This window comes from Rufibacter ruber (assembly GCF_014138425.1).
In the GTDB taxonomy this organism is placed as follows: domain Bacteria; phylum Bacteroidota; class Bacteroidia; order Cytophagales; family Hymenobacteraceae; genus Nibribacter; species Nibribacter ruber_C.
Genome location: NZ_JACJIQ010000003.1, coordinates 32,239 through 46,114 on the forward strand (window position 1 = coordinate 32,239; position 13,876 = coordinate 46,114).

At 54.8% G+C, this 13,876-nt stretch carries 10 protein-coding genes; 4 read left to right on the forward strand and 6 right to left on the reverse strand.

What is annotated here, in order from left to right; translation table 11 throughout:
- Window positions 1-89: 89 nt before the first annotated feature.
- The gene (locus FHS90_RS04510) at window positions 90-875 is read right to left on the reverse strand and encodes a transporter (RefSeq protein WP_182512059.1); all 786 of its coding nucleotides are present in this window, start codon (window positions 873-875) and stop codon (window positions 90-92) included.
- A gap of 180 nt (window positions 876-1,055) precedes the next feature.
- On the opposite strand from FHS90_RS04510, the gene FHS90_RS04515 reads away from it, so the two are divergent.
- Window positions 1,056-1,907: a M28 family peptidase gene (locus FHS90_RS04515; protein ID WP_182512061.1), complete on the forward strand. Its 852-nt coding sequence runs from the start codon at window positions 1,056-1,058 to the stop codon at window positions 1,905-1,907.
- Window positions 1,908-3,127: 1,220 nt separating this feature from the next.
- On the opposite strand, the gene FHS90_RS04520 is transcribed toward FHS90_RS04515, so the two are convergent.
- The 4 genes from FHS90_RS04520 to FHS90_RS04535 form a co-directional block, all read right to left on the reverse strand.
- Window positions 3,128-4,186 (reverse strand): NAD(P)-dependent alcohol dehydrogenase, encoded by a 1,059-nt coding sequence (locus FHS90_RS04520; protein WP_182512064.1) that lies wholly within the window; start codon window positions 4,184-4,186, stop codon window positions 3,128-3,130.
- A 300-nt stretch (window positions 4,187-4,486) separates the two neighbouring features.
- Window positions 4,487-5,422 carry a pyridoxal-phosphate dependent enzyme gene (locus FHS90_RS04525; RefSeq protein ID WP_182512065.1) on the reverse strand — a complete coding sequence of 312 codons (936 nt, stop codon included), beginning with the start codon at window positions 5,420-5,422 and terminating at the stop codon, window positions 4,487-4,489.
- Window positions 5,423-6,681: 1,259 nt separating this feature from the next.
- Window positions 6,682-8,298 carry a catalase gene (locus FHS90_RS04530; RefSeq protein ID WP_182512067.1) on the reverse strand — a complete coding sequence of 539 codons (1,617 nt, stop codon included), beginning with the start codon at window positions 8,296-8,298 and terminating at the stop codon, window positions 6,682-6,684.
- 48 nt (window positions 8,299-8,346) lie between these two features.
- Window positions 8,347-8,499: a hypothetical protein gene (locus FHS90_RS04535; RefSeq protein WP_161947754.1), complete on the reverse strand. Its 153-nt coding sequence runs from the start codon at window positions 8,497-8,499 to the stop codon at window positions 8,347-8,349.
- Window positions 8,500-8,763: 264 nt separating this feature from the next.
- On the opposite strand from FHS90_RS04535, the gene FHS90_RS04540 reads away from it, so the two are divergent.
- Window positions 8,764-10,215 carry an NAD-dependent succinate-semialdehyde dehydrogenase gene (locus tag FHS90_RS04540; RefSeq protein ID WP_066836208.1) on the forward strand — a complete coding sequence of 484 codons (1,452 nt, stop codon included), beginning with the start codon at window positions 8,764-8,766 and terminating at the stop codon, window positions 10,213-10,215.
- Window positions 10,216-10,220: 5 nt separating this feature from the next.
- Window positions 10,221-10,511, forward strand: a complete 291-nt coding sequence (locus FHS90_RS04545) for a GNAT family N-acetyltransferase (protein WP_066836206.1) — start codon at window positions 10,221-10,223, stop codon at window positions 10,509-10,511.
- Window positions 10,512-10,804: 293 nt separating this feature from the next.
- Here the strand turns inward: FHS90_RS04545 and FHS90_RS04550 are convergent, their stop codons facing one another.
- The gene (locus FHS90_RS04550; RefSeq protein ID WP_066836257.1) at window positions 10,805-12,052 is read right to left on the reverse strand and encodes an exonuclease SbcCD subunit D C-terminal domain-containing protein; all 1,248 of its coding nucleotides are present in this window, start codon (window positions 12,050-12,052) and stop codon (window positions 10,805-10,807) included.
- A gap of 263 nt (window positions 12,053-12,315) precedes the next feature.
- Between FHS90_RS04550 and FHS90_RS04555 the strand changes: the two genes are divergently transcribed.
- A complete protein-coding gene (locus FHS90_RS04555; RefSeq protein ID WP_066836203.1) occupies window positions 12,316-13,866 on the forward strand; it encodes an amino acid permease in 1,551 nt (516 codons plus the stop codon).
- Window positions 13,867-13,876: the final 10 nt, after the last annotated feature.

Here is a 13,876-nt window from a genome sequence, read left to right on the forward strand (position 1 = left end):
TTTCAGAAAACAGGCCTAAAACAGCGGCCCATGCGAAGAGGGCTTCCCTAAGATCATACTTACTTTTTAGGGTTCGGCGCAGCCAGTCTTTACTTTGGCAAGCGCACACTGAGACCGCCGCCCACAAAGACCTCTGCAGCATGCGCAGAGAGGTCTGTGCCCACCAGTGCGTCTATTTGTAGACTGGGCAAAAGCAGGTATTGCACCCCTCCGTCTAGATAGTTTTGGGCGTGGTGGCCAGGTACTTTGTCCCCGAAAAACTCGTCAAACACGCTCAGTTTCTCACTGATCTTCCAGCTCAGGGAGGCCGAGTATTGGAATTGGTCTAGCATGGTGTTTTCTTCCTTTTCGCGCCGGAAGCCGGTATTGTACTGGAGTTTCACCTTCTTTGAGAGGTCATTGGTAAAGAGGAGCTTCAGGTCAGGTGCCAGATGCCTGGGTTTAAACGAACCATGCCCCAAAGGCAGTTCTGCCATTGCCAAAACAGATATTTCAGGGACAGCCCCCTTTGGCGCTACCACATTAACCTTGGTTCCCACCCGTACGGTGCTCAGCCCTTTCTCCTGTTCTTCCGGCTGCTCGGCCATGCGTTGGTCTTCCTGGCGGTAGGTGGCCTCCAGCCGGAGTTCTGCTGATTTTAGGAGCCCCACCCGCAGGAGCGCCTGCGGGTAGAGGCAACTCCTTTGCTCCGTGCCAGACTGCCGCTTTTTCTCATATTGATAGCCGGTTTCCAGCTGCAGATAGCCTCTGGCGACCCAAGTGGAGGCTTCGGTACGGTTGGGGCGGTCGGTTTCAAAGCCGGGGGCTGCTTCCTGCGCAAATGCGCCAAACGAGAAGAGGCTGGAGAGAACTGCCAGGAGAATGATTTTTTTCATAGGAGGAACGGTCTTCCCCCTCAGGTACGGGGAGGGAAACGGGAAGTTGATTACCGGTTGGTACTCCCATCTGTTTCCCCAACTGCAAACCGGAGAATATTGAGTATTTATTCGTGGCTGGGCACGGTAACCCCGCTAGGGCGAAACAGTAAAAGGAAGGTAACCAACCTCGCTTCCCCCATGCCTGTTCAACGCGACCGCCTATACCAAGATGTGCACTACCTCACCACCCTGCATCCGCCCCGCAGCATAGGGCACCCGGCCTCCCTCAGGAAAGCGGCCGCCTACGTGGAACAGGAGTTTTGCAAGCTGAGTGGGCGGGTGAGCAAGCAGGGGCTGCACCAGGGCTTTGAGAATATCATGCTTTCGGCGGGGCCGGAAAAAGGGGAGCGGGTGATTGTGGGGGCGCATTATGACGTGTGCGGTGACACCCCGGGGGCCGATGACAATGCCAGCGCGGTGGCCGGTTTGCTGGAACTGGCGCGGGTGTTGCATGAAGAGCAACCGGAGCTCAAACACCGTATTGACTTTGTGGCCTTCAACTTTGAGGAGCCGCCGTATTTTGCCACTGAGAAAATGGGCAGTGCCGTACACGCCGCTTCCCTGAAGCGGGACAAGGTGGACGTACGGCTGATGCTGTGCCTGGAAATGATAGGGTACTTCACAGACAAACCCAACTCGCAGGAGTTCCAGCATGCATCTATGAAAAAAATGTACCCCACCACCGGTAATTTTATTGTGGTGGTGGGCCGGCAGGGGCAGGAGAAGACAGTGCAGCGGGTACAGCAGTTCATGAAAGAACATTCACGCGTTGACGTGCAGTCTATTGCCGCCCCGCCCGACTTGCCCGGCGTTTCGCTGTCTGACCACCGCAACTACTGGGCGCATGGGTACCAGGCGGTCATGATCAATGACACCTCTTTCCTTAGAAACCCCCACTACCACCAGAAAACCGACACCATTGATACCCTTGACTTTAATAGAATGGCGGAAGTGGTGAAAGGCGTGTACGCCGCCATGTTGAACTTTTGAAGTCGGCGGTTTCTGGTTTTGACCTGTTTTGGGAAAAGTAGCCCGAAAACAGAAGTTGGCGCAGACGTTTGCTGGTCTCTGGACGCTCCGGAGGTTTAGAGGTTGTCCTGAGTCTTGAGTTCAGAGTCAAGCATGAGATTTGGCTTCGGTTGGGGAAATAACTTACCATGCGTGAGACCCAACCCAACCCCTCCCGGGAGGGGAGTTATCTAACCTGCGTGGACCGGCAGGTGTCAACATCCCCCTTCGCCCCCTTCAAAGGGGGAGTATTGAAGTGAGTCCTGAGTCCTGAGTTCTGAGTCCTTTCTTTTCGCCCTAGGCACTTTAGTACTAATGAAAAAGCTATGCCTGGTCTCGCCGCCGCGCCGCGAGGGCAGGCAGAGACCGCCCATCATCATTAGGCACGACTCCGGAGATTCGCGCCAGCGCGGGAGTATCAGCTGGCGTTAGAAGGCACGGAAGAAACTTCCGCGCCATAGAGAGGCCATAGAGGGCAGAGGTCATGTGAGGCTGCCGCCTCATGGAAGCTGAAAACTTCCGCCACCATAGGTCCAAGTTGGAAACTTGAACCAGAGAAAGCGACAAATAAGCAGCAATAAGTAAGCAAACAAGCAGCAATGAACAATCAACACTTCTGCCAGTGGCACCTCTGTTAAATTAGCACTTCTGCCCCTGGCTGATGTGCGCAGCACGGGCTCATCTCAGGCTAGCGGATAAGCAACAGTTATCTGCAGAAACAGACAGAGCAAGTAAGGAAGTAGCAGGAGAGGAACCCAAACCAGTCCTGGGGGTGAGCGCCTCTGTTAATACGGTGCCGCACCAGCGGCAAGGCCGGAGGGCCTAGTTTTAACAGCAGTGCTCACCGCCAGGACGGGGCCCCGCGGCCGTGAGCGCTTACCGGAGGCAATGCAACAGCAATGGGATTTCGCACCGGAGCAAACGGGAGAGCCAAGGGAGCCGCAAACTGCGCATTGCCGTGGCAGTGGCAACTGGCAGTCACCAAACTCAGCATCAAAAAGCCGCCGCCATGGGAACTTCAGCCTACACATAGCCCCTGCGGCGGCGGCAGATTCAAACTTCTCCTCAACCATTAGAAAACCTCCGCTACTATGCCCAAAAATCTAACCTGTTTTTGGCTTAGTTTCTGAAAAACAGGCCAAAAACAGCAGCGCCTGCTTCTTTATGAAGCAGGCGCTGCTGTAAAAAAATGAATTGATCAATTAAGCATTCACATGCTCCAAGGTAGCCATGTCAATGACAAACCGGTATTTCACATCGCCGGCCAGCATGCGGTCATAGGCGGTGTTGATCTGGTGCATGTCAATGACTTCTACATCAGACAGAATGCCGTGTTCGGCGCAGTAATCCAACATCTCCTGGGTCTCGGCTATGCCGCCAATGAGGGAGCCGGCAATGCTTCTCCGCCCGAAGATCATGGTGCCGGCATGCAGTTCCGGGGCCTCAGGCGGAACACCTAACAGGATCATGGTGCCGTCTCTTCGCAACAGGCTGGCATACATGTCCAGGCTCACTTTAGCTGAGACGGTGTTGATGATAAAGTCAAAGTAGCCGCGCACCTGCTTCAGAGCCTCCGGGTCTTTGGTAACCACAAATTTGTGGGCTCCCAGAGATTGGGCATCGGCTTCTTTCCCGGGCGAGGTGCTGAGTACGGTCACTTCAGCCCCCATAGAGGCCGCCAGTTTCACGGCCATATGGCCTAGTCCGCCCAGGCCTACCACGGCTACTTTGTGGCCCTGGCCCACATTCCAGTGTCGCAGCGGCGAATACGTGGTGATGCCGGCGCAAAGGAGCGGGGCTACCCGGGCAAGGTCCTGGTCTTCCCTTATCTTAAGGACGAAGTTCTCAGTAACCACCACCTGGTTGGAGTAACCGCCGTAGGTGGGGGTGTCCATGCCTTTCTCTGGGCTGTTGTAGGTGCCGGTGAAGCCTTGCTCGCAGTACTGCTCCAGCCCCTCATGGCAGCTGGGGCAGGTCTGGCAGGAGTCTACCATGCAGCCTACCCCGGCCAGGTCGCCCACTTTGAATTTCTGCACGTGGTCCCCCACTTTGGTGATGCGGCCTACAATCTCGTGGCCAGGTACTACCGGATATTGGGTACCGCCCCATTCGGCCTTGGCCGTGTGCAGGTCTGAGTGGCACACGCCACAGAACAGGATCTCAATGAGAACGTCATGCGGCCCTACTTCGCGGCGGTTGAAATTAAAGGGAGCCAGCGGCTGGTTTGGGTCATAAGCGGCGTATCCTTTGGTTTCTATCATAGTTTTGTGTTTTAGATTAGATCAAGGTTGAATTCAGTAGTACGAAAGATGCCTTCCTAAAGGGCAAAAAATGGTTTAAAAACAGCGGTGGGTGAACTGGGGTGGGGTCTTGTGTTGAGCATGGGGTTAGCTGTCTTTTTCACTCAGAATCAATTGACGAAGAACCTGTGGTTGCTCTTTGTGTCGCCATGGCGCTGCTGTTCTGCTCCAAAATTCTTTGCCAGAACCGCCCGCTGGTAAGTATGGCCCGCAAACTCAAAAGTGAAACGGGCGCTGAAAAGTGTTTTTTTGAAATCAGGCTCAAAACGGAAGATTCTTCAGGTCTACATTTCCGCCGGAGAGCAGCACGCCTATCTTCTGGCCCTTGAACTCATCTTTCTCCCGCAGCAGGGCCGCCAACGCCACGGCGCTGGAAGGTTCAATAATCACCTTCAGACGTTCCCAGAGCAGGCGCATGGCAGCGGTGATTTCGGCTTCCTCTACCCGAATGATTCTGGTGACATGTTCTTTGATCACGGGAAAGTTAATATCCCCCAACTGGGTGCGCAGGCCATCAGCTATGGTGTGAGTGGTATCGTTCGTTTCAAGCTGGCCACTGAGGAGCGAGCGGTATGCATCATCAGCGCCGAAGGGTTCACCCCCAATGACCTGGCAGTCCTTCCCAAAATAATGGGCCGCCAGGGCTGTGCCGGCAATGAGTCCGCCGCCGCCCACGGGGGAGAAGAGGTAGGCGAGGTCTGGCTGCTCCTCCAGCAGTTCCAGCGCCGCCGTTCCCTGCCCCAGAATCACCTCGCGGTCGTTTGACGGATGAAGGAAGTAGGCCCCTTTTTCCTGTTCCACCTGCGCCGCCCGCTCTTCCCGGGCAATGGGGGTAGAGGCGCATTCAATAATCTCCCCCCCGTAGCTACGCACGGCGTCTTTTTTCACCTGCGGTGCATTCTGAGGCATGACAATGTAAGCTTTCACGCCAATGCTCTGCGCGGCCAGGGCCAGTGCCTGCGCAAAGTTCCCTGAGGAATGGGTCACCACGCCCCGGGCTTTCTGCTCCTCAGATAGCTGCAGGACCGCGTTTACGGCTCCCCGCATTTTGAAGGCCCCCATGCGCTGGAAATTCTCACATTTAAAATACAGTTCTGCCCCGGCAATCTCATTGAGAAGCCGGGAGGTCAGTACCGGGGTGCGGTGGATGTAGGGTTTTATTCTGCGGTGGGTTGCGGTGAGGTCCTGTTTTTGCATGGGTGGAGCTGTTTCTTGTACAAAGGAAACGATTTTGCTTCATTTTTAGGAGCTTCTTTCTTGGAGGAAACTTGCTCTGTTGCCTTGGCCGTGCGGTGGAAAGCAGGGTTTCTAAAGCTTTTCTGTTTTATTGTTGTTGCAGCAGGTGTAGGAATGCGTGGTTTGCTGTTTCCCTTGCCTTTTCCGCTTGCTGCAGTGCCGTTATTTTAGGAATACGTGGTCTGCTGTTCCCTTGGCTGGGCTGCTGCCGTAGTCTGCTGTTTCCCCAGGCTTTGGCGTTTGCTCCGGTGCCTCCCGAGCTGTATTGTTTCATCTTTTCCGGTAAGCGCTCACGGCCGCGGGGCCCCGTCCTGGCGGTGAGCACTGCTGTTAAAACTAGGCCCTCCGGCCTTGCCGCTGGTGCGGCACCGTATTAACAGAGGCGCTCACCCCCAGGACTGGTTTAGGTTCCTCTCCTGCTACTTCCTTGCTTGCTCTGTCTGCCTCTGCAGGTAACCGTTGTTGTCCCGCTAGCCTGAGGCGAGCCCGTGCTGCGCACATCAGCCAGGGGCAGAAGTGCTAATTAACCCAGGTGCCACCAGTAGAAGTGTTGATTGTTCATTGCTGCTTGTTTGCCGCTTTCTCTGGTTCAAGTTTCCAACTTGGACCTATAATAGCGGAAGCTTCCAGCTTCCATGAGGCGGCAGCTTCACATTACCTCTGCCCTTCTATAGCTCTCTCTTCTGCCTCTCTATGGCGCGGAAGATACTTCCGTGCCTTCTATACTCACGCGCTGGCGTGAGTCTCCAGACTCGTGCCTACTGATGATGGGCGGTCTCTGGCTGCCCTCGCGGCGCGGCGGCGAGACCAGGCGTAGCTGCTTCATTCGTACTAAAGTGCCTAGGGCGAAAAGAAAGGACTCAGGACTCAAGACTCAGGACTCACTCCGATACTCCCCCTTTGAAGGGGGCGAAGGGGGATGTTGACACCTGCTGTTCCGCGCAGGCCAGATCACTCCCCTCCCGGGAGGGGCAGGGGTGGGCTCCATTACGCATGCCTGACTTTGACACAGGCTACTACTTTACCGCCTGCTCCAAAGACCTCGTTGCACCTAGAGGACCTGCAAACGTCTGCGCCAGTTTCTGTTTTGGAGCTGTTTTTAGAAAAACAGCTCCAAAACAGAAGTTTGATTATAAGTAAAGGAGGCTTCTTTTTTACAGCTTTATCTCACAAAAAAAGCCACCCCGGGAGGAGTGGCTTTTGAAGGGAACCAATAGAAATTAATAGGGTTTCGCAGAGTGGGAATTGTTTTTGGCGTCTTCCACTCCTTCTTTAGGGGAGGTGGCGCCGCTAGGGCCTTTGTCCTCCATAGACTTGGAGGTCTTGGCCAACCCTTCTCTAACCCGGCGGCCGTAGTCCTCATCAGCTAGGGTGAAGTGCTCAATCATCTTCTCCTGAATACGCTTATCAGCGGTAGCCAGGGTGTTGACCAGGTTGTTGATGAGGTCATCCCGCTCCCAGTCTTCAAAGTTGCGGTAGGTTTCACCGGCCTGCTTGAAGTCATTGGTGCGGTCAATCTTCTGGTGCACCAGGTTGGCGGCTTCGTAGCGGGGGGCGTAGTCTTTGCCTGCGGGCGTGGCCTCTTTCAAACCGCCCAGGAAAGTGGGCTCATAGTTGATGTGCGGGTTTTGGCCTTCGGCGAAGTCTGTGTGAAACGACATCTGGCCGCCTCTCTGGTTGGTGGCCACGTGCGTTTTAGGCGCGTTGATGGGCAACTGCAGATAGTTGGGGCCCACGCGGTAGCGCTGGGTGTCTGAGTAGGAGAAGGTACGGCCCTGCAGCATTTTGTCATCTGAGAACGCCAGCCCGTCAACTAAAACGCCGGTTCCAAAGGCAGACTGCTCTACTTCATTGAAGTAGTCAACCGGGTTGCGGTTCAGGGTCATCTTGCCCACCGGCAGGAACGGAAACTGATCTACCGGCCACAGTTTGGTGTCATCCAGCGGGTCAAAGTCCAGTTCAGGGTGATCATCATCGCTCATGATCTGCACGCACAGTTCCCATTCCGGATAGTTTCCTTCCTTGATGGCTTCAAACAGATCTTGGGTGGCGTGGTTGAAGTTTTTGCCCTGAATGGCCTCAGCCTCTGCCTGGGTCAGGTTTTTGATACCCTGTAACGGTTCCCAGTGGTATTTCACCAGCACAGACTCCCCGTCTTTGTTGTACCATTTATAGGTGTTCACGCCTGAACCCTGCATCTGGCGGTAGTTGGCCGGAATGCCCCACGGCGAAAACAGGAATGTGGCCATATGCGTGGCCTCTGGCGTGTTGGCAATGAAGTCAAAGATACGCTCGCCGCTCTGGATGTTGGTCACCGGGTCTGGCTTCTGCGAGTGGATCAGGTCCGGGAACTTCATGGCGTCTCTGATGAAGAAGATCTTCAGGTTGTTCCCTACCAGGTCCCAGTTACCGTCTTCGGTGTAGAATTTCACCGCAAACCCGCGCGGGTCTCGCAGGGTTTCAGGGGAGTGACCGCCGTGGCCAACTGTTGAGAAGCGCACAAACACAGGCGTCTGCTTTCCTTTCTCCTGGAACAGTTTGGCGCGGGTGTACTTGGCAATAGGCTCATCCCCAACTTTCCCGTAGGCTTCAAACACCCCATGTGCCCCGGCCCCGCGGGCGTGCACCACGCGCTCAGGAATCCGCTCACGGTCAAAATGAGAGATCTTCTCAATGAAGGAATAGTTTTCCAGCGTGGCCGGGCCCCGGTTCCCCAGGGTCCTGATGTTCTGGTTGTCGGTTACCGGGTGGCCCTGGCGGGTGGTAAGGGTATTGTTTCCCTCGCCGTTGCCGTTCTGCGACTGGCCGTTGTTAGGTTGGTTTTTGTCGTTCACCATACAATAGATGTGTTTGAGGATGAATGAAAGTGTATTTACGTACGCGACTTAAGCATTTGCAAAACCAAAGGCCGTGTCCTGAAAGGGGGCTCTGGCAAAGACGAATGGGGGGCGTTGCTGCCCCAGCTGCTCTTTCTTATACTCAAAGGTCTGGGGTTTGTTACTATCAATCAAATCAATAATGATTATATAGTTATTCATTTTGTCTATAATGTATTCTGATAGACTGACCTTCTAGGGTAAGATAGGGGAAACAACGGTAGAACGCAAAAGCAGGGAAGGGAAATTGAGGGGAAGTGGTGCGGTTCAACGTTCAGAGTTATACCAGTAATACTGTTTTGGGGCTGTTTTTTAAAAAATAGCTCTAAAACGTTACGCTACTTTAGCTGTCACCGTTTAGATTAGGACCCAACCCGCTCCAGTTCCTAAAGGAGCAAGTGCTGGAACTTTGATGACAACCTACCTATGAAAGAAACCAATCTGCTTAAAAACCAGGCATACATCAACGGCATCTGGACCGGTGCCGCCTCCGGGAAAACTTTTGAAGTCACCAATCCCGCCACCGGCGAAGTCATTGCCACGGTACCAGACCTGGACCGCTCTGATGTTCAAAAAGCCATTGATGCCGCTTCTGCCGCCTGGCCTGCCTACCGGGACCGGACGGCCAAAGAACGCGCTGCCCTGCTGCGGCGGTGGTATGACTTGATGGTAGAGCACAAGGAGGAACTGGCCTACCTGATGACCATTGAATCTGGCAAAGTGATGACTGAGAGCCTGGGTGAGGTACAGTACGGGGCCTCCTTTATTGAGTGGTTCTCTGAAGAGGCCAAACGCGCCTACGGCGATGTGATTCCGGCCCACTCCAAAGACCGCCGCCTGGTGGTGATCAAACAATCTATTGGGGTGGTGGCCGCCATTACGCCCTGGAACTTCCCGCTGGCCATGATCACCAGAAAGGTGGGGCCGGCCCTGGCCGCCGGCAGCCCGGTAGTGGTGAAGGTGCCGTCAGAAACCCCCCTGACCGGTTTGGCCATTGCGTACCTGGCTGAGCAAGCGGGCTTCCCCAAAGGCGTGTACAACACCGTGACCTCGGCTAACAGCAGCGAGGTGGGCAAGGAGCTGTGTGAGAACAAGAAGGTGCGGAAACTGTCGTTCACCGGCTCTACCCCCGTAGGCAAAATCCTGATGGAGCAGAGCGCCTCTTCGCTCAAGAAACTGTCTTTGGAGCTGGGCGGCAATGCCCCGTTTATTGTCTTTGAAGATGCTGACCTGGAGGCGGCGGTGCAGGGGGCGCTGGTGTCTAAGTTCCGGCACAACGGGCAAACCTGCGTCTGCGTGAACCGCATTCTGGTGCAGGAGGGCGTGTATGAGGCGTTTGTGGAGAAGTTTACGCAGGCGGTGCGGGGCTTAAAAACCGGGAACGTGCTAGACAAAGAGGTGCAGGTGGGGCCGCTGATTCACCAGAAGGCGCTGAAAAAGGTGCAGGAGCACATCCAGGATGCCGTTCAAAAAGGGGCCACCGTCACCACCGGCGGTGAAAAGATAGAGGGGCTGTTCTTCCAGCCCACCGTTCTGGCCAATGCCACCCCAGCTATGCTCATTGCGCGCGAAGAGGTGTTTGGGCCGGTGGCGCCTATCTTCCGGTTCAAAACCGAGGAGGAAGCCATCCAGATGGCCAATGACACCGAGTACGGACTGGCCTCCTATTTTTACAGCCGCGATGTGAACCGGTGCTGGCGCGTGGCCGAAGCCCTGGAATACGGCATGGTGGGCATCAATGAAGGGCTCATCTCTACTGAGCTGGCCCCGTTTGGGGGCATCAAGGAAAGCGGTTTTGGGCGCGAAGGCTCTAAATATGGCATGGACTACTTCATGGAAATTAAATACCTTTGCTTTGGAGGGGTAGCTAAACAATAAAGCCAATGAACTCAATTACATACATTCCCCAGGACAAAGACGCCTTTGCCCTGGAAGAAAACGGTGAGCGTATTGCTGAAATGATCGTGGATATCAAGAATGGCGTGCTGTCTGTTTACCACACCGGCGTTTTGGAAAGCGCCCAGGGCCGCGGCGTGGGAACCAGCCTCATTGATGCCATGGTGGCCCACGCCCGTGAGCACCAGCTCAAAGTCTTCACCTTTTGCCCCTTTGTAAAAAGGCATTTCCAGCGGCACGCCTTTGAGTATGCAGATGTGTGGCTGAAGGAAGAATAGCCATGTTATTCTCTTCTTTTCTGTTTTGGGGCTGTTTTCAGAAAAACAGCCCCAAAACAGAAAAGAAGAGAAAGGCAATCACCGCGCCCGTACTCCGTTTGGGCACACAATGATCTTCTGAGTGGAGGGATAAAACAGGTTACCAGGAGCTCTGGCAAATGGCGCACTGGCGCCGCACGCCCAGGTCTGGAAGACACTGAGAGGGCTTGTAAACGGGAAAGTTCTGGTGTCTTGAGGAAAGCCGTTTTTGACCTGTTTTCAGAAAAACAGCCCGAAAACAGGAATCCAGGGTGTCAGGCAAGCGCATGGCGCACGGGCTCCTCCTCTTCTTTCTGCGGCATAAGCTCCAGCAGTTCATCAAAGGTGCTCAGCAGATCTTGATACGTCTCCAGATCCAGCGCCTCTTCGCATTTCTTCAGGAAAACCTCTTTGGGCTTGAGGTCAGCCAAATCCTGCTCAGGCGCAATTTGCTGGTCAAGGCTTTGGGTGGAAATAGTACGCTGTGGGCGGTGAATGAGCAGCTGCACGTTGGGTTGCAGGGAAAACGCCTCCTGCAGCTTGGCCGTCTGTTCATGCAGGTTGTGTTCATACTGGAGCTGCACTTCGGCCCAGGCCGGGTAGGCCATGCCGCTGTTGTCAAAAGCCAGGATTTTGGGGAATACTTCTTCAATCGTACCCTTGAAACGCACCAGTTTACGCCAGCAGGGAACGGGTTTCTCATGAAGGCGGGCAAGTTTTCCGTCTTCAATATCAAGAATCACCACCTGCTTCTTATCTGTCACCTCTGAAAAACTCAATGGGATGGGGGAGCCGCTGTAGCGGATGTGCGGCAGCTTGTTTACCACCTGCGGGCGGTGCAGGTGCCCCAAGGCCACATAGTCAAACTCTGCCGGGAACTGGTCTCCCGCAATCTGGCCTAGGTTGCCCACATGAATCTCCTTCTCACTGTCTGAGGCGCTGCTGCCCGCGGCGAACAAATGCCCCGTGGCTAAGACAGGAATGCCTTGCTGCTTATACTCTTGTATGAGCGGCACCAGCTGGGCGTAGTGGTCGCAGATGCCCTGTTTGAGGCGGGCTTCGCGCTCCTCAGCTGTTTCACCCGGCACCGAGAGCCGCACATCCTTGTCGCGCAGGAACGGCACGGCACACACTACCAGCTGCGGTTGGCCGTCTGCCCCAGCAATGGCTATGACCTGGTCTTTGCAGTCAGCGGGGGCGCCGCCTACCACGTGCACCTTGTAGTGGCGCAGCAGGTCTGCGGGGGCGTTGAGGGTAGAGACAGAGTCATGGTTGCCCCCAATGATCACTACCTCCTGGCAGCAGGTGTCTTTGACCTCGCGCAGGAAATCATAGTAGAGCTTGAGGGCGGTGTTGGAGGGGAAGCCGGTGTCAAACACGTCTCCGGCCATGAGCAGCAGGTCAATTTTCTCGTCACAGATGGTCTGGCAGAGCCAGTTCAGGAAAAGCCGGTGCTCCTCGGTGCGTTCCTGGTTGGCCAACCGCTGCCCCAAATGCCAATCTGCCGTGTGTAATACCCTCATGCCGCTGCTGTCATGGTTTGTTTCCCCGAAGATACAAAAGCCCTCCCAATTGTGGTGCCTGGCCGTGCTGCGGAATTCTGTTTTTGGCTTATTTTTATAATAACAGGTTAAAAACAGGGGGGCGGGGGAGTTGGGCAGGTGCCAGAAAATAGCGGCCAAAAGCCGCCGCCTGCATGGCTTCTACCGAAAAGTACTTATATTAGCCCCTTCAAGCCTTCTTACAAACGAACTAAAAACAAACTATCCCTAACTTTTTCGCATTTATGGCAAACCAACTTTTCGCCAGGAAGTCCATAGACAAACTGAGCGCAGACGCCTTCCTTGAGGGGGAACATAACCTTAAACGCACACTTGGCCCCGGGAACCTGGTAGCGCTGGGAATTGGGGCTATCATTGGGACGGGAATCTTTGTGCTGACCGGTAGCGCCGCCGCCCAATACACCGGACCCGCTATCATTCTGGCGTTCATTTTAGCCGGTATTGGCTGTGCGTTTGCCGGTCTTTGCTACGCTGAGTTTGCCTCTATGATTCCTATTGCCGGCTCTGCCTACACCTACGGCTATGCCACACTGGGGGAGTTCATTGCCTGGATCATTGGCTGGGATCTGATTCTGGAATACCTTTTTGGGGCCGCCACGGTGGCGGTGGGGTGGTCTGGGTACGTGGTGTCCTTCCTTCGGGACCTAAATATTAACATTCCGCCAGAGTGGTCAAATGCGGCCGGGGTGGAGATGGTGCAGCTGCCGGGCACAAATTCCTGGGTGCGTATTACAGAACAGCTGTCTGCCTCTCTGCTGGAACAAGGCATTGACATTGCCACGTTGCCCCACGCCACCGGTGTGTTTAACCTGGTAGCGGCAGTGGCTATTGCTTTGGTAACCATTTTGCTGGTGCGCGGCATGAGTGAATCTGCCAGATTCAACAACGTTGCCGTTATCATTAAGGTAGGGGTGGTGATCCTGTTCATTCTGGCGGGTGCCAAATACCTGCTGGGGCACCCAGAGGAAGCTTCTGCCAACTGGACCCCGTTCCTGCCTGAGAACAAAGGTGGTTTTGGGGAGTATGGCTGGAGTGGGGTGATCAGAGCCGCCGGGGTGATTTTCTTCGCCTACATTGGCTTTGATGCCGTTTCTACCACTGCCCAGGAGGCGAAGAATCCGCAGAAAGACATGCCTATCGGTATTTTGGGTTCTTTGGTGGTGTGTACCATTCTCTACATTCTGGTGTCTGGTATCCTGACCGCCATGGTGCACTACAGCCAACTGAACGTGGCTGAGCCTATTGCCGTGGGTATTGAGAAAACTGGCTATACCTTTTTGCGGGATATGATCAAGATTGGCGCCATTGCCGGTCTGTCATCTGTCATGCTGGTGATGTTGATGAGCCAGCCGCGTATTTTCTTTACCATGGCCAATGACGGCCTGCTTCCTCCTATCTTCGGGAAACTGCACCCTAAGTTCAAAACCCCGCACGTAAGTACTATTCTTACCGGTATCATCTGTGCCATTGTAGCCGGGGCGTTCTCTGTAGATGAACTGGGGCACCTGGTGTCTATTGGAACCCTGCTGGCGTTTGTGATTGTGTGTGCCGGGGTTTGGTACCTGCGCGTAAAAGAGCCTAACCGTCCGCGTCCGTTCAAAACCCCGCTGGTGCCGTTGGTGCCTATTTTGGGTATTCTGGTATGTGTGGGCATGATGGCCGGTCTGCCGGCCGAAACCTGGTACCGTCTCCTGGGCTGGATGGCCATTGGTGTTGTGATTTACTTCACGTATGGCAAGAAGCACAGCGTGATCCGGAAGGAAAACAACCTGTAGTTTCTTCTCA